General features: G+C 35.6%; 22 protein-coding genes. 10 read left to right on the top strand and 12 right to left on the bottom strand.

Annotated elements, in window-relative coordinates; all coding sequences use genetic code 11:
* Positions 1-71: 71 nt before the first annotated feature.
* The gene (locus tag RTX21_RS02710; protein WP_312765170.1) at positions 72-1991 is read right to left on the bottom strand and encodes a sulfatase-like hydrolase/transferase; all 1920 of its coding nucleotides are present in this window, start codon (positions 1989-1991) and stop codon (positions 72-74) included.
* A 118-nt stretch (positions 1992-2109) separates the two neighbouring features.
* Between RTX21_RS02710 and RTX21_RS02715 the strand changes: the two genes are divergently transcribed.
* The 4 genes from RTX21_RS02715 (at position 2110) to RTX21_RS02730 (ending at position 4856) form a co-directional block, all read left to right on the top strand.
* Entirely contained in the window at positions 2110-2808 is a 699-nt protein-coding gene (locus RTX21_RS02715; protein ID WP_312765448.1) for a CDP-alcohol phosphatidyltransferase family protein, read from the top strand.
* A 49-nt stretch (positions 2809-2857) separates the two neighbouring features.
* Positions 2858-3622: a 3'-5' exonuclease gene (locus tag RTX21_RS02720; protein ID WP_312765171.1), complete on the top strand. Its 765-nt coding sequence runs from the start codon at positions 2858-2860 to the stop codon at positions 3620-3622.
* A 90-nt stretch (positions 3623-3712) separates the two neighbouring features.
* Complete coding sequence (locus RTX21_RS02725) at positions 3713-4321, top strand: fumarylacetoacetate hydrolase family protein (RefSeq protein WP_312765172.1); 609 nt, start codon at positions 3713-3715, stop codon at positions 4319-4321.
* 91 nt (positions 4322-4412) lie between these two features.
* Positions 4413-4856 carry a universal stress protein gene (locus RTX21_RS02730; RefSeq protein ID WP_312765173.1) on the top strand — a complete coding sequence of 148 codons (444 nt, stop codon included), beginning with the start codon at positions 4413-4415 and terminating at the stop codon, positions 4854-4856.
* A gap of 75 nt (positions 4857-4931) precedes the next feature.
* Here RTX21_RS02730 and RTX21_RS02735 read toward each other — a convergent pair whose 3' ends face one another.
* Positions 4932-5165 carry a hypothetical protein gene (locus tag RTX21_RS02735; protein ID WP_089873332.1) on the bottom strand — a complete coding sequence of 78 codons (234 nt, stop codon included), beginning with the start codon at positions 5163-5165 and terminating at the stop codon, positions 4932-4934.
* A 42-nt stretch (positions 5166-5207) separates the two neighbouring features.
* Here RTX21_RS02735 and RTX21_RS02740 point away from each other — a divergent pair, with 42 nt between their 5' ends.
* Together RTX21_RS02740 and RTX21_RS02745 are read left to right on the top strand one after the other, a co-directional pair.
* Positions 5208-6107: a DUF6427 family protein gene (locus RTX21_RS02740; RefSeq protein ID WP_312765174.1), complete on the top strand. Its 900-nt coding sequence runs from the start codon at positions 5208-5210 to the stop codon at positions 6105-6107.
* A gap of 19 nt (positions 6108-6126) precedes the next feature.
* Positions 6127-6711, top strand: coding sequence for a DUF3109 family protein (locus tag RTX21_RS02745; protein ID WP_312765175.1), 585 nt, complete (start codon positions 6127-6129; stop codon positions 6709-6711).
* 53 nt (positions 6712-6764) lie between these two features.
* On the opposite strand, the gene RTX21_RS02750 is transcribed toward RTX21_RS02745, so the two are convergent.
* Positions 6765-7418 carry a hypothetical protein gene (locus RTX21_RS02750; protein ID WP_312765176.1) on the bottom strand — a complete coding sequence of 218 codons (654 nt, stop codon included), beginning with the start codon at positions 7416-7418 and terminating at the stop codon, positions 6765-6767.
* Between the two features lie 143 nt (positions 7419-7561).
* Positions 7562-7942: a hypothetical protein gene (locus RTX21_RS02755; protein ID WP_312765177.1), complete on the bottom strand. Its 381-nt coding sequence runs from the start codon at positions 7940-7942 to the stop codon at positions 7562-7564.
* Positions 7943-8077: 135 nt separating this feature from the next.
* On the opposite strand from RTX21_RS02755, the gene RTX21_RS02760 reads away from it, so the two are divergent.
* Positions 8078-8938, top strand: coding sequence for a GH25 family lysozyme (locus RTX21_RS02760; protein WP_312765178.1), 861 nt, complete (start codon positions 8078-8080; stop codon positions 8936-8938).
* Positions 8939-9050: 112 nt separating this feature from the next.
* Here the strand turns inward: RTX21_RS02760 and RTX21_RS02765 are convergent, their stop codons facing one another.
* Positions 9051-9830, bottom strand: a complete 780-nt coding sequence (locus tag RTX21_RS02765) for an alpha/beta hydrolase (protein WP_312765179.1) — start codon at positions 9828-9830, stop codon at positions 9051-9053.
* Between the two features lie 126 nt (positions 9831-9956).
* Entirely contained in the window at positions 9957-10781 is an 825-nt protein-coding gene (locus RTX21_RS02770; RefSeq protein WP_312765180.1) for a carboxypeptidase-like regulatory domain-containing protein, read from the bottom strand.
* Between the two features lie 307 nt (positions 10782-11088).
* On the opposite strand from RTX21_RS02770, the gene RTX21_RS02775 reads away from it, so the two are divergent.
* The 3 genes from RTX21_RS02775 to RTX21_RS02785 all read left to right on the top strand — a co-directional run bounded on the left by RTX21_RS02775 (position 11089) and on the right by RTX21_RS02785 (position 16005).
* Positions 11089-13002, top strand: a complete 1914-nt coding sequence (locus RTX21_RS02775) for an ABC-F family ATP-binding cassette domain-containing protein (protein ID WP_312765181.1) — start codon at positions 11089-11091, stop codon at positions 13000-13002.
* A gap of 147 nt (positions 13003-13149) precedes the next feature.
* Positions 13150-15405 (top strand): TonB-dependent siderophore receptor, encoded by a 2256-nt coding sequence (locus RTX21_RS02780; protein WP_312765182.1) that lies wholly within the window; start codon positions 13150-13152, stop codon positions 15403-15405.
* Positions 15406-15489: 84 nt separating this feature from the next.
* On the top strand, positions 15490-16005 hold the full coding sequence (locus tag RTX21_RS02785; RefSeq protein WP_312765183.1) for a hypothetical protein: 516 nt from the start codon (positions 15490-15492) through the stop codon (positions 16003-16005).
* A gap of 151 nt (positions 16006-16156) precedes the next feature.
* Here the strand turns inward: RTX21_RS02785 and RTX21_RS02790 are convergent, their stop codons facing one another.
* The 6 genes from RTX21_RS02790 to gldN form a co-directional block, all read right to left on the bottom strand.
* The gene (locus RTX21_RS02790) at positions 16157-17449 is read right to left on the bottom strand and encodes a TSUP family transporter (protein ID WP_312765184.1); all 1293 of its coding nucleotides are present in this window, start codon (positions 17447-17449) and stop codon (positions 16157-16159) included.
* 19 nt (positions 17450-17468) lie between these two features.
* Positions 17469-18707, bottom strand: coding sequence for a GTP-binding protein (locus RTX21_RS02795; RefSeq protein WP_312765185.1), 1239 nt, complete (start codon positions 18705-18707; stop codon positions 17469-17471).
* 88 nt (positions 18708-18795) lie between these two features.
* Positions 18796-19704 (bottom strand): sulfate adenylyltransferase subunit CysD, encoded by a 909-nt coding sequence (gene cysD, locus RTX21_RS02800; RefSeq protein WP_312765186.1) that lies wholly within the window; start codon positions 19702-19704, stop codon positions 18796-18798.
* An 18-nt stretch (positions 19705-19722) separates the two neighbouring features.
* Positions 19723-20436: a phosphoadenylyl-sulfate reductase gene (locus RTX21_RS02805; RefSeq protein WP_312765187.1), complete on the bottom strand. Its 714-nt coding sequence runs from the start codon at positions 20434-20436 to the stop codon at positions 19723-19725.
* Between the two features lie 82 nt (positions 20437-20518).
* Positions 20519-21550: an FAD-dependent oxidoreductase gene (locus RTX21_RS02810; protein WP_312765188.1), complete on the bottom strand. Its 1032-nt coding sequence runs from the start codon at positions 21548-21550 to the stop codon at positions 20519-20521.
* A 58-nt stretch (positions 21551-21608) separates the two neighbouring features.
* The gene (gene gldN, locus RTX21_RS02815; RefSeq protein WP_312765189.1) at positions 21609-22847 is read right to left on the bottom strand and encodes a gliding motility protein GldN; all 1239 of its coding nucleotides are present in this window, start codon (positions 22845-22847) and stop codon (positions 21609-21611) included.
* Positions 22848-22891: the final 44 nt, after the last annotated feature.

Genomic DNA, 22891 nt, shown 5'->3' on the forward strand with positions numbered 1-22891 from the left:
ACAAGTATTTTTTATTATCCGAAGCATAAATAAAGCCATTTGTCAGAATTTTCAAAACTTAAACAATGCTCCTATCTAAGTTTCCTATTGATCACTCTATCCATATAATCCTGGTACCAGGCTTTTGTTTTTTCGATTCCCAGAATCTGTTCAGCATTCAGGTTTTTACTCAAAATATTGTTGGATAATGCCAGATCCGATTTTTCATAAATGCCCGTCACATCTTTACCATTAAAAATATAAATATAGTTCCCGATGATCATCTGCTCGTTGATCGCATCGGAATTGACAATCATATAATCTTCATTTTTATCCGAGAGCAAACTTCTGCCCCAACTTCTGATCTTTTTGTTATATCCAATCAGATCCGCCAAAGTTGGATAAATATCGATCTGCTGAGCAAATCTGTCATTAATACCTTTCAGATGATATTTGGGATTTGGAGAGAAAAATAATAACGGAATAGCAAACCGGTTCATCGCTTTTTGATATTCCGGATAATTGATCTGATTGGTATGGTCAGCCGTGATCACAAAAATCGTATTCTGATACCAAGTCTGTTTTCTGGCTGTTTCAAAGAATTTTTTCAAAGCATGATCTGTATATTGAATCGGTTCATGAATCTGCAAAGTTCCTTTTTTAAATTTCCCATTATATTTTTCAGGAATTTTAAACGGGTCGTGAGAAGATGCTGAAAACAAAGTTGACAAGAACGGCTGCTTCTTTCCCATATTTTTTGCGAAATACTGAAAAAACGGTTCATCCCAAATTGCCCAGATCCCATCAAAATCCTCATCTTTATTATATTCGGTTTTGCCGAAATAATGTTTGAAACCCAAAATATTTCCAAATCCCTGAAATCCCATCGATCCATTTGGCGCACCGTGATAGAAACTCGTATCATAGCCCATATCATTACAAACCGAAACAATGGATTGAATTTTCTGATTGGAATATGGCGAACTCGTAAAAGCATCTGTCAAACTCGGGATTCCTGCAAGGACTGAACTCATTCCGTGGATAGATTGCCGTCCGTTGGCAAAAGCATTGGTAAAAATCAAACTTTGATCGGCAAGACTATCCAAAAATGGTGTGTAAGAAACGAAATCTTTGACATTTGTATTTTTATTAAATGCTCCAGAGTATTCCTTTCCAAAACTTTCCATAATGAAAATCACGACGTTCGGTTTACCTTCAACTTCACGATGATATAATTTGTAAGGTTTGATTTCTTGATCAATGAATTTCTCATCAACAAAATGAACCAACTTAAAATTATTAGTTCCAATGGTCCTGAAAAATGAAAAAACGCTATTCAGAACAATATTTGCCTGAAGTGGATTGCTCACATGTTTATTGGCATCAACCAAATTGATCGGTCTTGTTGAATGTTTGAAATCTCCACGGATTCCGCCAACCACCAAAGTTGTGATTAAACATAAACTTATAATTGTTGAAACGAAATATACAATCCAATTAGACGGTTTTTCGTCTTTAATTTCTACTTTTTTATAAAGAAAAATCCATACAAACAGAACCACAACAAACCAAATAACAACAAACGGATGCTGGAAAACGGCATTCCAAAATATCCTTCCTAGATTATTCTCGTGCTTCCCAACTTCAATCGCCGCAGACGTTAATCTAGCTTGACTGAATCGATAATAAATCATATCGCCAAAGTTGAGTGAATAAGCAATCCCATTCGTGATAAAATACCAATAGAAAAGAAATATCTGATAGCCTTTCTTTGTGTTAATAACCAACGGAATGATACTTAATAAAATAAAAACAGCATTTACATATAAAATTGCAGTTGTGTCAAACGCAGTTCCATAATAGGACAAATTGAAATATTCCGATATCCCGTCAACTTTTATCAAGTTTTTATTGAAAACCCAAAATAATAATCTTGCTATCTGGTAAAAGAAAAACACCAGAAAAAGTCTGTAAATCAAGGCAAAAAATTCTTGCCCTCTTAAATTCTTCATTTTGCAAAATTACAAAAAGATGGATGTTAGATGTTGGAAGATAGATGTTTTTCTAAAGGCTCCGAAAACTTCCAACATCCAACTTCGAGCATCCAACAAAAAAACTTATTTTTGTGATATGAATTTCATCAAGAATAACCTCGCCAATGCTTTTACTTTGGGAAATCTTTTTTCCGGATGTGTTGGTATCATCCATCTATTTTTAGGAGATTATCAAACGACCGCGGTTTGCATTATCATTTCCTTGGTTCTTGATTTTTTTGATGGTTTCATTGCCAGAGCTCTTGGTTCCAGCAGTAATCTTGGAGGGCAGCTGGATTCTTTGGCAGACATGGTGAGTTTTGGATTTTTACCTGGATTTACAATGTTCATGGCGTTGATAGGGAAACAATACACAGATTTTGCCTGGTATTATTATTTAGGCTTTTTGATCACGGTTTTTTCTTGTCTTAGATTAGCGATTTTCAATCTGGATGAAGAGCAGAAATATTACTTCAAAGGACTTAACACACCGAGTAACACGATTTTGATTTTCGGATTATTCTATGTTTATAAAGAATCTGGAAATTTCAGTTTTCTGTTTGAGAATGAAATTTATTTATTGGTTTTCACAGGCATTTCCTCTTGGTTATTAATCTCGCCAATTAAAATGATCGCAATGAAATTCAAATCAAAACAATTGAAAGATAATTATCCAAAATTAGCTTTATTGATTGGTGGAAGTTTGATTTTGTTAATTTTTAAAACAATTGGAATTCCATTATTAATTATATATTACATCTTAATTTCATTAATATTCCAAAAACAACTCAAATAGTTTTGAATTTTGAAACCCATCATTCATAACTAAATTATAGCTATAAAAAATGAACCTAAAACTACATAAACCACTTTGCGTTTTCGATCTGGAAACTACAGGAACCAATATCGGAAAAGACAGGATCGTAGAAATCTGCATTCTGAAGGTCAATCCGGATGCGTCCCGAGAAAGTAAAACCTGGCGAGTAAATCCGGAAATGCCCATACCTAAAGAATCTTCTGCAATCCATGGAATATATGATGATGATGTTGCAGAAGCGCCAACTTTCCGGGAAATTGCGCCTAAAATAATGGCCATGATCAAGGATTCTGATTTGGGAGGCTTCAATTCAAATAGATTCGACATTCCTGTCCTGGCTGAGGAAATGTTGAGAGCAGATGTAGATTTTGACCTTAGCAAACATCGTTTTGTGGATGCTCAAACGATTTTTTTCAAAAAAGAGCCGAGAAATCTTGGTGCTGCTTATCAGTTCTATTGTGGAAAGACTTTGGAAAACGCCCATTCTGCAGAAGCGGATGTAATGGCAACATTCGAAGTTCTGGATGCACAGGTTGGAAAATACGAAGATGTTCCAAACGAAATTGCTGAGTTAAGCGATTTTTCTACGCAGAACAAATTTGCGGATTTGGCCGGAATGATCCATTTTGATGACAGTGGACAAGAGATCTTTGCTTTTGGCAAATATAAAGGTCAAAAAGTAAAAGATGTTTTCCAAAAGGACCTTGGCTACTACGGCTGGCTTCAGAATGCTGACTTTCCGCTTTACACCAAGAAGATCTTTACAAAGATACAGTTGAAGTCTCGCTTCTAATTAAATTAACAATGTGAAAATATAACAATCTACCAATTTGGAATTATGGATTGTTACATTGTTAGATTGATAAATTTTTACATTAATATTATGAAAATAATCTGCATAGGAAGAAATTACAGCGAACATGCCAAAGAACTTGGAAATGAAGTTCCGGAAGACCCGGTAATCTTTATGAAGCCTGACACAGCTATCCTGAAGAAAGGTTTTGACTTTTACATTCCGGAGTTTTCTGATGATGTTCATTACGAACTGGAAGTAGTTCTGAAAATCTCAAAAGGTGGAAAGTATATCCAGAAAGAAAACGCCGGAAAACATTATGACGAGATCGGTCTTGGAATAGATTTTACAGCGAGAGATCTACAGTCGAAATTAAAGGATAAAGGCTTGCCTTGGGAGCTGGCAAAAGGTTTTGACGGTTCTGCTGTGGTTTCTGATTTTGTATCAGAAGAGAATTATGATTTGCAGAATCTCAATTTTTCTCTGACAAAAAATAATGAACAAGTTCAGAATGGTAATACAAGAGATATGATTTTCAGTTTTGATGATATTATTGCTTTTGCTTCACAATATTTCACATTGAGGGTCGGTGATCTGATTTTTACTGGAACCCCGAAAGGAGTTGGCAAAGTTTCTGAAAATGATTTGTTGGAGGCATTTCTTGAAAACAAAAAATTGTTTTCGCTAAAAATTCAGTAACTTTTCATGTAACTTATATTAGCCTTGGAAATATGAGAGTGGCTGAGTTTTTGCTCTAATATGATTAGAAATACTATAAAACCTTAAGATTATGAAAAAGATTATTTTACCCGTAGATTTTTCTGACAGCTCCGATAAATTGGTAGATTATGCTGTAAATTTTGCGAAAGACGTAAATGCTGAGATTGCGCTGATTCATGTTGCTGCAACGGATATCGGTTTTGTAATCGGTGATATGGGTTTCCAATATTTCCCCGAAGTTGAGGAAAACGAAATCAAATTCGAATTGAAGGAACTCAACAAATTAGAACAAAGAATTGTTTCTCAAGGTGTTAATTGCAGTCATATTTTGAAGCAGGGTATCGCCGGTGATACGATTTTAGAATATTCTGATGAGAATAATGCAGACTACATCGTGGTTGGCTCACATGGCAGAAGCGGCGTTTATGATGTTTTTATCGGAAGTTTGACGAAGGAAATTACCCGAAAATCTAAAATCCCTGTCCTGGTTGTCCCTTGTCACGACGAAAATTAATCGAATATAAAAAAATAAAAGAACCCGTCTCGTTTCAATAACAAGACGGGTTTTTTATAAATATAATCAATTTATTTAACCTTCGTTTTTGTAGATCTTTGGATCATAATATGGGTGTTTCCCTTCTGTTGGAGAATGATAATCTTTATCTTTTTGTGCCCCTAATGTGACTACCAAAATATAGCACCAATATGTGAAAAACCCAGAAGCCACCAGAAATAAAATCCAATTCAAAACATTAGCAGTAAGGTCAAAAAAACCAAAAGACCATTTGAATGCTGCACTTAATGCTAACCAGAAAGATGTCATATTTTTCTTTTTTTAAATTAACTTTGCACAAATTTATAAAAAATGTTTCGATTACTTTCTAAAGAAAGCAATATTTTTTCGGTCCCGGTTTATATCGGTTTTTTGTTTTTAATATTTTTATTACTTAATTTGTTAGATTTCAAATATATAGATATTTTTCCGGCCATTATTACATTTATGGGAATCAGTCTGGGGTATTTTTTATTTAATGCAATTGCGCTTAATCAGTTTTCACATCTTCCGCTTTTCCTTTATACGATTTTTGTGGCCTCATTTTATGATGGAACTATAAATCTGGGATTGGCATTTACATTTTTAACGAGTTCCATTTTACTATTGATTCTTACCAGCCAAAACGACCAACTAAGAAAAAGCTCCTTTATGTTGGTAGGCTCTATTCTGGCTTTCAACTATTTAGTATTTCCACCAAGTTGGCCTATGGGTGTTTTTGTTATCTTTCATATTATTGGAACTTCGGGTAGAATCGGACTTAATATTTTCAGGTTATTGTTTGGAATTATTCTGATTGTTCTGAGTTATTTTGGATTGATGTATCTCATCCACTATACAACTTGGGACAAAACTTATTTACCTTTTTATGGGAAATTCGAAGCGTTGGATTCTTATTTTCCGTTATATATTTTAAGTCCGATTGCGCTGATGCTGCTCTACTCTATTTCCGACCATTTCAAACATTACAACGAGAAAAGTCCGATCAGCCGATACAAATACACATTTGTTCTTGTTTTTTCTCTCGCTCAGTTGATTACGATTATCTTTTATATGGGAGAAAATTATGACTATCTTTTACTCCTAGCCCTTCCAGCAAGTATCATAATCAGCAGAATGTTACGTTTTCTTCCCAGCTATTGGATGCAGGAACTGGGACTTTGGGTCATTGTCTTTGCGCTTGCGATCTTTAAAATCGTTAATTTTGTATAAAATTTAAAATGGATGTCGAATGATTCAGATAGATGATAAATTAATTTCAGAAGATATATTTGCTCAGAGTTTTGTCTGCAACCTAACGAAATGCAAGGGTGTCTGCTGTGTAGATGGTGATACTGGAGCCCCTCTCGACAAAGACGAATTACCAATACTTGACGAAATTTTCCCTAAAATAAAATCCTATCTAAGACCAGAAGGCGTGAAAGCCATCGAAGAACAGGGAACTTGGGTCATTGATGATTATGATGGAGGTTATGTAACGACTTTGGTCAACGGAAGTGAGTGCGCTTATGTTATTTTTGATGAAAAAGGAACAACAAAATGTGGCATAGAAAAGGCTTATGAAGATGGTGCGGTCGATTGGAAAAAACCAATATCCTGTCACCTTTATCCAATCCGCGTGAATGAGTACAAAACTTTTTCCGCACTCAATTATCACGAATGGGATATTTGTAGTGATGCTTGTACACTTGGATCAGAATTGCAGGTTAGAATTTTTCAATTTTTGAAAGAACCGCTTATCAGAAAATACGGGGAGGATTTTTACAATACACTTTGCGAAGCTGCCGAAGAATGGGAAAAGGAATATAATTCATAACAAAAAAGAATCCAAATTTGGATTCTTTTTCTTTATAATAATGTTCTAAAAGATTATTCCAATTTGAATACATCATCTGAAACTGGTTGATTGATCTTGATATCAGAATTTTTGATTGTGATCTGTTGGCCAGCTGCATCAATAGACATCTCTTCTACGAATTTGATTCCGTCAACGTCCGCATATTTAGCAATCGTCATTGTTCCTTTATCACTTTCAGATTTTGCAAGTAATCCTGTTTTTGCATCAAAATAAGATTTGGTGTCATCGGAAGAAAGCACATAGAAATCTTTCCCATCAATCTGCTTCTTCTCAACCGTTTTAATTTTTGCAGCATCCAAACCAAGCGCTTCGATAATTTTTGCAGTTTTTAGTTTTTCAATCTGGTCAGCAGGTAGATCCATTTTTTGTCCCATTTGGTTCGCATAACCTTTTTCGCCATCAAAAACCTGAACCATCTCCTGCCCCATCATCGTCTGAGTAGATTTGAACTTGTTATCTTTCTTCACGGTCGTGCCTTCCATGTCCATCCCCATTACACTGATGGTGTTCTTCATCGAAAGGGTTTTTACCGATTCCAGTTTTGCTTTTCCTCCAAGTGCAGTCAAATAATTGTCGATAACCTGTTTTGCTGTTGGTACATTCTGAGCCATCATATTTGCAGCAAACAATAGAGAAAGTGCAAACGATACAATAAGTTTTTTCATTTTAATTTTTAATTTCTATTAACGAATATAGTGAATTTAACAGTAATAATACTTTTCCGTTAGTTCACGGATAAGGATCTTTGTTACAAAAAATAAAAACAACTCCAAAAATTGAAGTTGTTTTTTCATTGATTCAAACGATATTAATCTTTCTTTTTGATATCCTCCTTTACATCTTTGTAAGTATCGCTTACAGCATCTGCCCCTTTTTTAGCAGTTTTGCCGGTCCATTTTGCTGCATCCTTCACGCCTTTCTTTGTAGCTTTTGCTCCTTTTTTAGCGGTTTTCCCTGTCCATTTAGCGCCGTCCTTTACACCTTCGGCAGTTGCTTCCGCACCTTTTTCAGCTGTTTTTCCAGTCCATTTTGCAGCATCTTTTACACCTTCTCCAGTTGCCTTAGTGCCTTTTTTAACTGCAGTTCCTACTGCATTGGCATCTTTTTTAACTTCTTGTTTTACCGTCTGAGCGTTCATTCCAATTGTTAGGAATACAAGTGCTGACAAAGACAAAATTCTTTTTTTCATTTTTTTAAATGTTTTTAAATTAACAATACAATATTAGCATAAAACAAGCCAAAAATATTCATTAGTACTTTAATTTTTTAAAATAATTTTTTCAGTTCTTTTTGGATGGGGAAAAATAATATTTTTGCAAAACTTATGGCAAAGGCAAATATCAATACCAAGAAGAAAATTCATCAGAAAAGAAAAAGCATTTTTATGAAAAAGCGCTGGATTCTGTTGATCATACTTTGTATTTCTTTGCTGGGAGCGGGATATTATCTAAGACAAAAAATCAATTACTATTTTACTTATTATCTTGGAAAGCACTTCGAACACAAAAAACTTTCGAATACCGAAGCAGAAGCCGCAAGAATTGAAAAAATAACTGGACTATATTCTAATCAGACTTTCGGTTTTGATATTTCTCATTACCAAAGAAAAGAAGATATCCAATGGGACAGTCTGAGCATCGGAAACAGAACAATTCCTTTAAAATTTGTAGTTCTGCGGGCAAGTATGGGAAACAGAAAACTGGATAAAAACTTTGACCATTTTTGGGAAACCGCAAAACAGCATAACCTGATTCGTGGTGCTTATCATTTTTATCGCCCGGATGAAGACCCCGTGATGCAGGCTAATTCTTTTCTTTCGGTAGCTAAGTTAGAAGCCGGTGACCTTCCACCAATTCTTGATATCGAGAAAAATCCGAGAAAAAAATCAAAAGAGCAATTGGTTTCTGACCTCAAGGTATGGATTAAAATCATGGAAGACACATATGACGAAAAACCAATTATCTACACTTATTATCATTATTACAAAGACTATTTAAAGGGCGAATTCGATGATTATCCGCTTTGGCTGGCCAATTACAACGATGTTCCAACACCTTCGCCAGATGATGAATGGCAGTTCTGGCAATTCTCAGAAAACGGAATTGTTTACGGCATCAATTCCAAAGTTGATCTGGATATTTATAATGGGAATCTTTGGTCTTTGAAAATGTTGACGATTGATTAGATTAATTACTAAAAATCTTCGACTCCGCTCAGACCGACAATCAGAAAACATATAGTATTAGAAATGTCACACTGAGCGGAGTCGAAGTGTTTCAGTTTTTATGAAATAAATATTAGTTCTTTATAAACTCAATCACATCCTTGCTTAATTCTTCTGCTCTTTCAACAGGAACACCGTGCGATGCGCCTTGGAAGATTTTCAGTTTGGAATTAGGGATTTCTCTGGCAATATATTCGGTATGGGAACGAAGAATCAAATCATTTTCGCCCGCAACAACAAAAACTTTCGCTTTGATTTTATTGAGTTGTTCTTTGGTGATTTTGGGTTCATCAATCATCAATTGAAGCAATCTGACATCGCGTTCCGATTTGTTTTCCGCTCTCATTTTATCAGCATCTTTTTTCATGTTTTCAACTTCATTTTCGCCGACGCCATTGGGAAAAACATTCGCTCCGCTTGTGATGATTTTATTAGTCATTCTTGGATATTTGATAGCGAATTCGATTCCTATATTTCCGCCATCGCTCCAGCCCAAAATATTGATTTTTTTCAACTTCAATTCATCTGCCAAAGCTTTTACATCATCAGCAAATTTAATATAAGTCAAAGGTTCTTTAGAAGTGTCTGTACTCTTTCCCTGGGCTCTTGTATCCATCGCAACAACCGTAAAATGTTTGGAAAGTTCCGGAATTTCTTTTGAAAAAGCATCAATACTTCCGCCATTCCCGTGCAGTAAAAATAGAGGTTCACCTTTTCCGTAAATTTCATAATAGATATCAGCATCTTTTAAATGAAGGACTTTCCCAGCGTCCGGATTTTTACCAAAATCATAAACTTGAGCAAAGGAAATTGTTGAGACAAACAGAATTAATAAAGAAATTACTTTTTTCATTTGATTAAAGAGTATTTAACTTCTCGCTGATTATATAGATATAGCAGATTGAAAACACTAAAATCTGCTTAATCCGCAAAATCTGCGTGACAAATTATTTTCAGTCAAATGTAAAAATAAATCAAACTACTTTTTAACTTTCACATCAATATTGATAGCCGGTGCTGCCATACCAATTTTTTCCCAATTTCCATAGAAAGAACGGTAATAACCTGACCTGAACAAAGCACCACTCAAAGCTACTTTCCCGTTGGATTGTCCGATGAACTGAATTCCGACAAAGAACTTGCCCTCCAACCAAATCGATTCTTTGCTCACGTCCAAAGAAAATGTAGAATCCTTCAAATCTTCTTTTCCAATTGTGGTTATAATATCATTTTCCAAAATCAGATTATTCGGTTTTCCATCTTTTTCATCGTAAATCGTGTAACGGACTTTGATAGGCATCGTGGATTCGAATCTGGAAAAATTCATATTGATTTTATTAATTTTTAATCGCTTGTTGGAACTGAACTCCACCGCAGTTTCCTCCACCACCGAATTTCCTTTCTCCATATTCGGCGTGAACATTACGGATTTTGATTTAGCGTTGACTCCTAGATTTTTTTCTTTATAATTCTGAGGCGTCAACACAACTTCTTGGATATTGGTTACTTTTTCGTACAGATAAATATTGTGAGGATTGCTTTTGACGAAGTCTTCTACAGAGCTTCTGAACTGTTTGTATCCGCCCACAATAACTACCAGCTCTTTGTCTTTACTGACCTTCTCCAACTGAATTTCGAATTTTCCATTTTCATCCGCCTGAACACCATAATTACTATTCAGGATTCCAATCTTGGCGTAAGGAATTGGCTGGTTATCTTCTTTAGACAAAACAGTACCGGAAATCAATTGAGCTTGAGAAACTACATAAACAAAGAGTGCAACAAGAAAGTTAAGTTTTTTCATAGGTTTAATTTATCAGCAAACTTCTGAATTTTTATATTATGATTCTCTCAACAAAAGGTTAAAAACAACTAATAATTTAGTTAAAATTTTCTAAAGACTTTGATGATTCAGAATAATAAACAATTATTGTGAACATCGAATCACAGCAGCCCTGCTTGAGCGGAAATCCTTTTTATGCAACGCAGTCGAGTGAAAAGATTGGGAACGGAAGACGGATAAAGCTGCCCAAAAAATTGTTTTATTGATGGAGTTTATGGGATATTCGGTTTTCAATTTCGTATTTTCGCCAATCGTTATAAACCATACAATGAATTACGTTTCTGCAGAAAATCTGAGCAAATCTTACGGCGTTAAAGTCTTATTCAAAAATATCAATTTCCACGTGAACGAAGGCGACAAAATCGCTATCGTTGCCAAAAACGGAAGCGGGAAGTCTACACTTCTGAAAATCCTTATGGGAAAGGAAATCGCGGATAGTGGAACTACGCTTATCAACAAAGATATTCAGGTCGTTTTGTTTGACCAGGAAATCGATTTTGACCCGAAATTGACTGTAGAAGAGTTTATGATGACGTTGGATTCTGCACCGATTTTGGCGCTGAAAAAATACCATTACGCATTGACTTCCGAAAATCCGGACGATATGGAATCAGCTTTGGCAGAGATGGAAATTCATAAAGCGTGGGATTTGGAAAACGAGATGGAACAGATTCTTTCTCAACTTAAAATCACAGATTTGTCTGCGAAAATGGGAACACTTTCCGGTGGACAAATCAAGAGAATTGCTTTGGCAAAACTTTTAACAGAAACTAGAGCTGAACATCGTCATACACTTCTAATAATGGATGAGCCGACCAACCACTTGGATGTGGAGATGGTAGAATGGCTGGAAAATTATCTGAGCAAGGCGAAAATCACATTGCTTTTAGTAACGCACGACCGTTATTTCTTGGACGCCGTTTGCGACAAAATCTGGGAAATGGAAGATGGAAACCTTTATCTCCACAACGGAAGTTACTCAACTTATCTTGAGAACAAAATGATTCGTGAGGACAATCTGAATTCAACGATTGATAAAGCGCAAAACCTTTACAGAAAGGAGCTGGAATGGATGCGAAGACAACCGAAAGCGAGAACTACCAAGTCCAAATCGAGACAAGATGATTTTTATGAAACCGAAAAAATAGCCAAAACCGATACGAGAAAACAAGCTTTGGAATTGGATTTCGAAATGAAAAGATTGGGAAATAAGATTCTTGAACTTAAAAACATCAACAAAAGCTTTGGCGAAAAAGTGCTTTTTAAAGATTTTTCTTATCAATTTCAAAGAGGTGAGAAGGTTGGAATTGTTGGGAAAAATGGTGCTGGAAAATCAACTCTACTGAATATCATCCAAGGTTTTGAACCGAAAGATTCTGGAGAAATTGAAACTGGAGAAACGATTAAATTCGGATATTTTGCTCAGAAAGGATTGCAATATAAAGAAGATGAAAGAGTGATTGATTTCATCAAAGAAATTGGGGAAAACTTTCCTTTGGCTAATGGAAAAACCATCTCGGCTTCTCAGTTCTTAAGATTATTCTTATTTGATGACCAAACGCAATATTCACCGATTTCTAAACTTTCCGGTGGAGAGAAGCGTCGTCTTCACTTGATGTATATTCTTTATCAAAATCCGAATTTCCTGATTTTTGATGAGCCCACGAATGATTTAGATTTGCCAACGTTGACAGTTTTGGAAAACTTTTTACAGAATTTCCAAGGCAGTTTGATCATCGTTTCGCACGACCGTTATTTTATGGACAGAATTGTGGACCACGTTCTGGCTTTCGAAGGCGAGGGAAAAATCAAAGAATTTGTCGGGAATTTTTCTGAATATCGCGAGCATCTGAAATCAGAAGATAAAAATCCTAAAGTTGAAGCTCCAAAGGCTGAAAAGGTTGAAGCTCCGAAAGAGGCTTCGGCTCAGCTAAGCGTGACAAGTCAACAATCAGTAGCCAACAACCAGCAACCAAAGAAAAAAATATCTTTTAAAGAGCAACGTGAGCTGGAAACTATCGAAAAAGAAATGCCAAAATTGGAAGGAAAAAGAGCTGAGATTCTTGAGCAGCTCAACAACGAATCTGATTATGATAAAATCTCAAAATTATCTTCGGAATTGGAAATAGTATCAGAAAAACTGGAAGAATTTGAAATGCGCTGGCTAGAACTCCAAGAATAATTGATAAAAATCATTAAATAATAAAATTCTGATTTTCAAATATTTAAATCAAAAATATCTCTTTTATTTAGAATTATTTAAAATAATATTAGGAGATATTAACAGTTTGCATACTTTTGCCCTGTTTTTAAATATTCTAAATAAACTATGAAAAAGTCCATCATCTCTGCAAGTCTTATTTTGCTTTCCATTTCTGTCTATTCTCAAAAAGGTGGACAAAAAGATAACGATACAATCAAGATTCAGCAAATTGAAGATGTAGCGTTGCATAAAACGGGCAATCCTAACAAGGCAAAAACGCCTACTTCCAAATCCAATCTCACAACGATGGAAAATCCTCAGCCGATTTCTATTGTAACTCATGAGATTATCGAGCAACAGCAAATCAGACAACTGTCGGAGGTTATTCAGAATGTAAGTGGATTATACGTGACTTCTGCGAGAGGAAATTCCCAAGCTAGTTTTGGAGGAAGAGGTTTTACTTTCGGATCAGAAAATCTATATAAAAACGGGGCGAGAATCAACAGCGGCGTTAATCCCGAAGTTTCCGGATTGGAACGCGTAGAAGTTGCTAAAGGGGCCAACGCTTTGTTATATGGTAACGTTGCAGCTGGCGGAATTATCAATATGATTACAAAAAAACCAATTTTCAAACCTGGTGGAATATTTGGTTTCTCGGCAGGAAGCTGGGATTCTTACAAACCAACGGTGGACATCTATGGACCTTTGACAGAGAAAATTGCTTTTCGCGTAAATGGTACTTATGAAAAAGCGAATAGCTTCCGTGATGTTGTGAATTCTGAAAAATACTATTTCAATCCATCTTTTGCGTTTAACATCGGTTCAAGAACGCAGATTATTGTAGAAGCAGATTATCTTCAGAATAATTTCACACCAGATTTTGGGCTGGGAACATTTGAAAATCCAGATAAAAGTTATTTCCTAAATACTACTTCGCCCATCAGCACTTTTTTTGGTGCAGATTGGCAGTACCAAAATGTGAAACAAGCTTCAACTGATATTATTGTGAATCATCAATTCAATGAAAATTGGACTTTGAATGCCGTAGTTACTTATCAGAATTACACCAAAGATTATTTCTCTACAGAGCGTACCGCTTGGACCCTGAATAGTGACCGATACAGATGGAGAAGAAATCTCAACAGAACTTATAATGAGCAAAACTACAACAGTGCACAGGTTAATATCAATGGAGAATTTTCTACAGGCAAAATTAGCCATAAAGTTTTGGCAGGAGCCGATGCGGATTATTTGACCTCAGATGCTTACACTTATTATGACCCGAACAGAAATAATGCTGAGTTTGGGACATCTTATTATTATGGTACTAATGGCGATACATCAGGCTATGTTTTCTTAGATGACCCCAACTCTTTGGTTGGCGGAACAATACCTACAGCCAACAGATACAAAAAAACGAGAATCCCAACCAGAAGAATAGGAATCTATGCGCAGGATTTTATCAGTTTGACAAAAGAACTGAAAGTAATTGCCGGATTGAGATATTCTTACTTAGAAAACATGACAACTCTGGTCTCCAACTTTTTGAAAAACACAAAAGAAGGCACTGCAAACTCTGCAACATCGGATAGAGCATTCTCTCCTAAAGCTGGATTGGTTTATATGCCAAATGATAATCTTTCTGTTTTTGCAACCTATACCAATTCCTTCTCTCCTAATACGGGACAAGATGTGATGACCGGCAACGGTTTAAAACCAAGTATCATAGACCAGTTTGAAGTTGGTTTAAAGAAAAATGTATGGAACAATGCGGTTGCCTTTAATGTAACCGCTTATCAGATTTTTAATAAAAACTTCTATCAGCAGGCACAGTTTGATTCTGCGGGAAATGCTAATAGCAATACCAACATCAAAGAATTTGCAGGTAAATTATTAAGTCGAGGCGTTGAAGCAGACATCACTGGAAATCCTACTAAAAATATTTCCATCATTGCTGGGTTTGCGTACAACCACGCTATTTATAAAGATACACCCGAGATTTTCGGATATGTAGAAAAACAAAGAGTTGTGAGAACGCCTGCAACTACAGTTAATGGTTCCGTTTTCTACACGTTTGACAAATGGGTCAAAGGTCTTAAACTAGGTGGAACTTACTATTTCATTGGAGACAGACTTGCCGGCTGGAACGATACCAAAACTGGAGCAAACAGTTTGGAAGCAAGAAATGGTGTTTCCAGAATATTTAAACTGAAAGATTATAACATCTTTGATCTATCAGTTGGATACGAATACAAAAAATTCCTGATTCAGGGTAAAATAGGGAATCTTTTCGATACTCATAATTATGTTGTTCACGAGAATTACTCCGCGAATCCTATTATGCCAAGAAACGTTTATATGACCTTGACGTATAAACTTTAATAAAATATCAAATCAAATTTCTAAAAATAAAAGTGGAGTCATACATTTGTCTCCACTTTTTCAAATTAAAAAAACAAATATAAAATGGATAAAATCAAGAATACAAAAACGTTTATGAGAATCACGCACCGGTATCTGGGATATTTTCTGGCTGGAATAATGGCTGTCTATGCTATCAGCGGCGTTTTGTTGGTTTACAGAGATACAGATTTTCTAAAAAAAGAAAAAAGCTACGAGAAGAAATTCGATGCTAATTTGGACGAGAAGAAACTGGGCAAAGAAATCAAAATCAAAGGATTTGAGGTTGACAAAACAGAAGATGATGTGATGTTCTTCAAGCAGGGTACTTATAATATGAAAACAGGTGAAGCGAAATATTCTAAAAAGGAATTGCCATTTGTTCTTGATAAAATGACGAAGCTTCACAAGGCCCAATCTAAAGACACGCTTTCTCCGCTGAACACATTCTTCGGTATTTCGTTGTTCTTTTTCGTGATTTCCAGTTTCTGGATGTTCAATCCTAAGACCAAAGCTTTCAAACGTGGAATGGCTTTCACAGCGATTGGATTGGTGGTTGCATTGATTTTGACTTTCTTATAACATCTAAACTGGCTAATTGATTACTAACCTGCAAAAGGGATAGTAGTGGAAATCCTTTTTCTTTTCTTTCATATAAGGAAAAGAAAAAGATTGTAACGGATAGCCGACCCGAGCGGCTGGAAAGTCGCGGCGAGGGTTTTGCCCAAGTTAATTATATTATATGAAATGTTTTCAAAAGCACATTCAGGCTCCAGATAATTACCATTAATCCTACTCCGATGAACATTGCTTTTAAAGGTAATTTCCCAGCTAATTTAGCAGCAATTGGAGCAGCAATAACGCCACCTAAAATCAATGCTGCAATTAACTGCCAATGACTGATTCCGATAACTGAAAAGAAAGTCAGTGCACTTGCGAAGGTTACGAAAAACTCAGTCAAACTAACGGTTCCGATGATGTAGCGAGGTGTTTTCCCCTTGGAAATCAAGGTTGATGTTACCAATGGTCCCCAACCACCGCCACCGAAGGAGTCCAAGAAGCCTCCAGCTCCAGCAAGCCAACCAACTCTTCTGGTTTTTTTGCGTTTCTTGTTTTTCTTAAAAGCATTGAACAAAATTCTGATTCCAAGGATGAATGTGTAAGTGGCCAAAATCGGTTTGATAATCCCTGCATATTTCTCTCCGAAATAAGCCAAAAGTAATGCCCCCAAAACGGCACCGATAACGCCCGGAATCAAGATATTTTTAAACAATTTTTTATTGATATTCCCAAATTTGTAATGACTAAATCCGGAAGCGCCACTGGAAAACATCTCCGCTGTATGGATACTGCTGCTGATGGCCGGCAAAGGAATCCCGATATATAAAAGCGCTGCTGTACAAGTCACACCATAGCCCATTCCCAATGCGCCATCAATCAATTGTGCTAAAAATCCAACCAAGAACAACCAGAAAAATCGTTCGTCTGTGTTGGCATTTAGATATTGATAAGCAACTTGTAAATCATTGAATCCTATGTAAAATGAGACTATATTTCCTATCAGCAAAACGACGAATGCCCAGAAAAATATGGTTGCAATTCTTCGCCATTTCTTTTCCCCATTAATGAAAAAAAGGTTTTTTCTGTCTTGATTATCATTATTTCCACGAAAGAAAAAATCATTATCAGAAGTAAGACTTGGAGCAAAATATAAGTTTTTCCTCTCTTTGATTTTATTAATTATCAACTGGTCCTGAGCAGAATCTTCTGTCGCAACAATGAACAAATCTGCAATCTCCAAATAGGAATCATCAAAATCCTCATTGATAATCTTGACCGACGTATTTTCCAACAACAGGTTTTTGATATCATCAGATAGCCTTTTGGCAAGAACGCTGATATTGGCATCCGGAATATTCTGCATCAAATCATTGAGCTGTTCTGAAGCCAACTTTCCACCGCCGACAATCAGGATTCTGTTAGTCGATGCATTGATGAAAACCGGAAGTGAAATTTTTGATGTCAAAATCTGTCTTATTTAAAAATTACTGAATCAATCCTGCACCAACTGTTACAAAACTCGTCTCATCGATAAAGATAATTCCGCCATTGGAAGCCAAATCTTTGTAAGAATCATAAGCCAGTGGTTTTGCAGTTTTCAATTTTAATTTTACAATTTCGTTAAGGGAAACTTGCTCTATTTCTTGTTTTTCCAAAGTATTGACATCGAGTTTATATTCAATTTCTTTAATGACACTTTTGACTTGAGTTGTGCTATTTTGAATCAGATATTTTGAACCTGATTTCAAAGGTTTGTCGCCCATCCAGCAAACCAAAACTTCTAATTCCTGCTCTACTTTTGGAAGGTCGTCGGATTTTACAATCAAATCGCCACGGCTGATATCCACATCGTCTTCCAAATGCAAAATCACACTCTGAGGAGCAAAAGCTTCTTCTACTTTTTCCTGGTTGATTTCAATCGCGGAAATCTTACTTTCGGTTCCGGAAGGTAAAATCGTTACAGAATCTCCAACTTTGTAAATTCCGCTGGTGATTTTTCCTGCATATCCACGATAATCGTGAAGTTCTTCTGTCTGAGGTCGAATCACGTATTGAACAGGAAATCTCGCTTTATCCAGATTAATCGTATTTTCTAATTCTACAGACTCCAGATAATCCAATAAAGTTTTTCCTTCGTACCAATTCAGGTTTTCGGATTTATCAACGATATTGTCACCATCTAAAGCTGATATTGGAATATAAACTACGTTATTCAAAGAAAGCTGTTCTGCCATTTTTGAATATTCGTCTTTGATATTTTTGAAAATCTCTTCGGAATAATTAACCAAATCCAGCTTGTTAATCGCCACCACAACATTTGGAATGTTAAGCAATGATGCAATAATCGAATGTCTTTTGGTTTGTTCGATGATTCCGTTTCTGGCGTCAATCAGAATGATAATCAAATCAGAATTGCTGGCTCCCGTAATCATATTTCGGGTGTACTGAACGTGTCCCGGCGCATCTGCGATGATGAATTTACGTTTCGGAGTAGAGAAATATTTGTAAGCTACATCAATTGTAATTCCTTGTTCACGTTCTGCTCTCAGACCATCTGTGAGCAAAGCCAAATCCAGTTCACCATCGTTTTTAAATTTGCTGGCGCGCTCAACAGCTTCTAACTGGTCAATCAGAATGTTTTTGCTGTCGTATAATAATCTGCCTATCAGTGTACTTTTTCCGTCGTCTACACTTCCTGCAGTGATGAATCTTAGTATATCCATTTTTTGATAATTGATAATTGATAATTGATAAATGATTTTGAGAACTTCTAAATATCATCATTCATCATTTATAATCCATCATTAATAATTAAAAGTATCCCGCTTTTTTTCTGTCTTCCATTGCGGCTTCGGAGGTTCTGTCGTCTATTCTGGTTTCGCCTCGTTCGCTGGTTTTGGTGGTGATGATTTCGGCAATTACTTGTTCCAGATTATTGGCTTCCGATAAAACTGCCGCAGTACAAGTCATATCACCAACTGTTCTGTAGCGGACTTTTTCTTTGGTAACGACATCATTTTCATCAAGATTGACAAACTCGTTCATTGCAATGAATTGGTTTTCGAAATTGAGAACTTCACGTTCGTGCGAAAAATAAATCGAAGGTAATTGGATATTTTCTTTCAGAATGTAGTTCCAGACGTCCAATTCTGTCCAGTTACTGATTGGGAAAGCACGTACCTGCTCGCCTTTGTGGATTTTTCCGTTGTAGGTATTCCAAAGTTCGGGACGCTGAAGTTTTGGGTCCCACTGGCCGAAATCATCACGAACAGAGAAAATACGTTCTTTGGCTCTGGCTTTTTCCTCATCACGTCTTCCGCCACCAATACAACAATCAAATTCGAATTCTTCTACGGTGTCCAACAATGTAAAAGTCTGCAAAGCGTTTCTGCTTGGCAATTTTCCTTTTGGTTCTCTTAAACCTTTTTCTTTGATGGTATCTTCTACTTTTCTGACGATTAATTTTTCGCCAATCTGTTCAGCTAATTGGTCACGGAATTCCAGAACTTCCGGAAAATTATGACCTGTATCAATGTGAACCAACGGAAAAGGGAATTTCCCAGGACGAAAGGCTTTCAGCGCCAAATGAACAAGCGTAATACTGTCCTTTCCTCCACTGAAAAGCAAAGCCGGACGCTCAAACTGACCCGCAACTTCCCTGAAAATATGAATGGCTTCGGATTCTAACTGCTTCAGATAATCCAAATGATATTTTGACATTTTAATCTTAATTAATTGTTATTTGTGAACGTGGAGACCACATTCTTTTTTGCTGGCATCTTCCCACCACCAACGACCTGCACGAAAATCTTCGCCTGGCTGAATTGCTCTTGTACAAGGTGCGCAACCAATGCTGACGAAACCTTTGTCGTGCAAAATATTATACGGAATATTATTTTTCTTGATATAATCTCTCACCTGTTCCGTTGTCCAGAAAAGGATTGGATGGTACTTAATGATTTGATTGGACTCGTCCCATTCGAATTGAGAAAGATTTTCTCTTGCGACGGAATGCTCGGCTCTGAGTCCTGTAATCCAGATTTTATTACCCATCAAAGCTCTTTTCAATGGATGAACCTTTCTGATATCACAACAAGTTTTCCTGTTCTCAACAGACCTGTAAAATGAATCTGGTCCATTGTCCTGAATGAATGGTTCCAATTCATCTGGATTTGGATAATAAGCTTTGATTGGAAGTTTGTATTTGGATTTGGTTAAATTCCAAGTGTTGTAAGTATCTTCGAATAATCGACCTGTATCTAGTGTGAAAACTTTGATTCCAGAATTTTTTACATAATCTGTAATAACTTGGTCTTCGAAACTAAAGCTCGTAGAAAAGCAAACTTCATCGGGAAAAGTATTTATCAGAATCTCCAGAACTTCTTCTATCGATTTTGATTCCAAATTTTCATCAATCAGTTTTTGGTAAGTTTCTTTTAGTTCGTTCATCATCATTAGATATTATCCGAAATGCAAATTTAACAATTCATTGAAATCTGACCAAATTAGTATAATTTAAATTTTGTTAATTAAATCAGTAAAATCTTTTCACATCAATTTCAGAATCGAGTTCAATATCATTTTCTAAGTAATCGAAAAGTACTTTAGAAAAATAACTTCCGTTGTAAACACCTCTCGCTCCCAATCCATTGAAAATATAAAAATTATGATGCTCCGGATGTCTTCCTAAAATTGGTCTTCTATCAGCAACCGTTGCTCGAAAAGCAAAGTTGATATCTTTGATTTCAAAATCGTTTTTATATAATTCACGAAGTCCATTTTCTAATTCCTCAAATGAAACTTTATTGATATCATCTGAATTATCAAAACGGTCGTAAGTTCCACCGTAATAATATTCATCATTTTGAAGATTGAACAAGAAATGCTTTTTCTTAATAATGTATGGTTCAGGCCTGTCTTTAAGCTTAACTTTTAAACAATGTCCTTTATTAGGTTTGATAGGAATATTTTTGAAATATGGATTATGATTGCTCGCAATACCTTCGCAGAAAACGAGGTTTTTAAATGAAAGATATTTGTAGGAATTGTTTTCTGTATTAATCAAATCATAGTCAAATTTCTCTCTGATTAAGTAATTGTTCTCTTCTAAATAATTGAGCATATCTTGGAAAAATTCAGTTACGTTCAATCTTGAAGAATGATTGACTTTTCCAGCTCCAAAAGGATTTTCTACACTATTAAGTTTAATAAAGTCATTATTAAGAAAAGATTGTAAATTTTCTTTTTCAGAATTTTTCTTCCATTGAACTTTCTCGGAATCGTTATGAAAGATTCGAACTACGCTTTCATTGATCAAATATTTTTTGGATTGATATTTTTCAATCTCATCAAAAATAACATCAAGATAATCTATCTGTTCCTGTGACTTCCAAAAAGTTGTAAATCTTTTCAGAATAACCGGATTACATACTCCGGCAGATATCTGGGAAGCAGAAGTATTATTATCACAAAAAATTTTGAAAGATTTATGTTCCTTAATTAATTGATGTGCAAAAAAAATCCCTGCATAACCGGCTCCAACAATAATATAATCTACCTGTTCCATAAAAATAAAAAACCTAAGTAAAGATACTTAGGTTTTTTTATTTAGACTATGAGAAATATTAGTAATTCCACATATCATTTTCCATTTGAAGAATCTGTGCTTTGATTCTATCACTTTCTTCCAACTGTCCTTCTGCATCGTTCGGAATATATTCATCAATAATTCCGCTTCCACCTCTTCCTAGACCATTGTCCGACTTATAGATAATTGATGAAAAACGTCTTTGATTTAAAACATCATCAAATGTAATATCTGATGTAGTGTTCTTAGCATTAAAGATAAAATTACTAGATAACACTTGTCTTGCATCAGGATAATATATCCAGAAAAGATCAATCAGGTCCGCGGCTCCACCACTCGCGGCCTCTACAGGTTGCCCAGCTTCTGCCAATGCCTGAGCTTGGGATGCTCTGAGTTTAGCGGCATTTGGGTCTTCACCCATAGCAGCAATTCCCAATAGTCTGTATCTAAGCTGAGAATCTCTTTTATCAACATACCACATTCCCATCAACTTCAGAGCTTTCACTTTTTCAGTACCTGTAACAATTTTATCTACGTTAGCAGAGATATCATTTCTATTGATCTTATACCAACTTCCATCTAGTTTAACCAATACAGTTCCTGGAGGAATGTTAACTGGTTTAGCAGCTGTTTTTTTAGTAGTCTTTTTTTTCTTTTTACCTTTCTTGGTAGTAGTAGTTTCCTCAACAGGCGTTTCACTTGTTATAGTTGGGTTACTGCCATCTGCAAATAGCAAAATATCTTCTAATCTTCCACCGTAAAAGGCTTTAAGAGAGCTAATATCAGCGTCTGTAGAGTTAAGAATCGAATTGAAGTATTTTTTCAAACTATTAGCAGCTCCTTCTTCTATCTTGTTCTCATTAAGAGTTTGAGAAAAGTAATCAGCAACTTGTACTGCAGATGTAGCGGTTACAATTTGCTCAGGTGTCAATCTTGCTGTAAAATCATCACCAGAATATACTTCTTTTATCTTACCATTATTTACCGCATCCAATAAGATTTGATATAATGATTTATTTTGGGCAACAAGACCATCAGAATTATGGTAAAAAGGCTGATTGATCTTATCATTCATATCAATAATTTCCCATACAACCATACTTCTCAATATATCTTTATCTTCGATAAAACCATATTTAAGAGGTGAAGCAATACTATCTTTCTTAATCTCACGATCTTCTCTGAATGTCTGCGGCGAACTAGCATTAAGAATGCTATTCTGAGCAAAAGACATTGTCGATGAAAGACAAATTAAACTATATATAATCTTTTTCATAAATAAATATTGAATAATATAAAATCAATCAGTTTTTTATGTTC

Source organism: Epilithonimonas sp., assembly GCF_032054305.1.
Lineage (GTDB): Bacteria > Bacteroidota > Bacteroidia > Flavobacteriales > Weeksellaceae > Epilithonimonas.

Excerpts from the sequence above, each read along its gene's own strand:
- RTX21_RS02710 (WP_312765170.1), bottom strand. The coding sequence starts at position 1,991 with ATGAAGAATTTAAGAGGGCAAGAATTTTTTGCCTTGATTTACAGACTT.
- RTX21_RS02715 (WP_312765448.1), top strand. The coding sequence starts at position 2,110 with ATGAATTTCATCAAGAATAACCTCGCCAATGCTTTTACTTTGGGAAAT.
- RTX21_RS02720 (WP_312765171.1), top strand. The coding sequence starts at position 2,858 with ATGAACCTAAAACTACATAAACCACTTTGCGTTTTCGATCTGGAAACT.
- RTX21_RS02725 (WP_312765172.1), top strand. The coding sequence starts at position 3,713 with ATGAAAATAATCTGCATAGGAAGAAATTACAGCGAACATGCCAAAGAA.
- RTX21_RS02730 (WP_312765173.1), top strand. The coding sequence starts at position 4,413 with ATGAAAAAGATTATTTTACCCGTAGATTTTTCTGACAGCTCCGATAAA.
- RTX21_RS02735 (WP_089873332.1), bottom strand. The coding sequence starts at position 5,165 with ATGACATCTTTCTGGTTAGCATTAAGTGCAGCATTCAAATGGTCTTTT.
- RTX21_RS02740 (WP_312765174.1), top strand. The coding sequence starts at position 5,208 with ATGTTTCGATTACTTTCTAAAGAAAGCAATATTTTTTCGGTCCCGGTT.
- RTX21_RS02745 (WP_312765175.1), top strand. The coding sequence starts at position 6,127 with ATGATTCAGATAGATGATAAATTAATTTCAGAAGATATATTTGCTCAG.
- RTX21_RS02750 (WP_312765176.1), bottom strand. The coding sequence starts at position 7,418 with ATGAAAAAACTTATTGTATCGTTTGCACTTTCTCTATTGTTTGCTGCA.
- RTX21_RS02755 (WP_312765177.1), bottom strand. The coding sequence starts at position 7,942 with ATGAAAAAAAGAATTTTGTCTTTGTCAGCACTTGTATTCCTAACAATT.
- RTX21_RS02760 (WP_312765178.1), top strand. The coding sequence starts at position 8,078 with ATGGCAAAGGCAAATATCAATACCAAGAAGAAAATTCATCAGAAAAGA.
- RTX21_RS02765 (WP_312765179.1), bottom strand. The coding sequence starts at position 9,830 with ATGAAAAAAGTAATTTCTTTATTAATTCTGTTTGTCTCAACAATTTCC.
- RTX21_RS02770 (WP_312765180.1), bottom strand. The coding sequence starts at position 10,781 with ATGAAAAAACTTAACTTTCTTGTTGCACTCTTTGTTTATGTAGTTTCT.
- RTX21_RS02775 (WP_312765181.1), top strand. The coding sequence starts at position 11,089 with ATGAATTACGTTTCTGCAGAAAATCTGAGCAAATCTTACGGCGTTAAA.
- RTX21_RS02780 (WP_312765182.1), top strand. The coding sequence starts at position 13,150 with ATGAAAAAGTCCATCATCTCTGCAAGTCTTATTTTGCTTTCCATTTCT.
- RTX21_RS02785 (WP_312765183.1), top strand. The coding sequence starts at position 15,490 with ATGGATAAAATCAAGAATACAAAAACGTTTATGAGAATCACGCACCGG.
- RTX21_RS02795 (WP_312765185.1), bottom strand. The coding sequence starts at position 18,707 with ATGGATATACTAAGATTCATCACTGCAGGAAGTGTAGACGACGGAAAA.
- cysD (WP_312765186.1), bottom strand. The coding sequence starts at position 19,704 with ATGTCAAAATATCATTTGGATTATCTGAAGCAGTTAGAATCCGAAGCC.
- RTX21_RS02805 (WP_312765187.1), bottom strand. The coding sequence starts at position 20,436 with ATGATGAACGAACTAAAAGAAACTTACCAAAAACTGATTGATGAAAAT.
- RTX21_RS02810 (WP_312765188.1), bottom strand. The coding sequence starts at position 21,550 with ATGGAACAGGTAGATTATATTATTGTTGGAGCCGGTTATGCAGGGATT.
- gldN (WP_312765189.1), bottom strand. The coding sequence starts at position 22,847 with ATGAAAAAGATTATATATAGTTTAATTTGTCTTTCATCGACAATGTCT.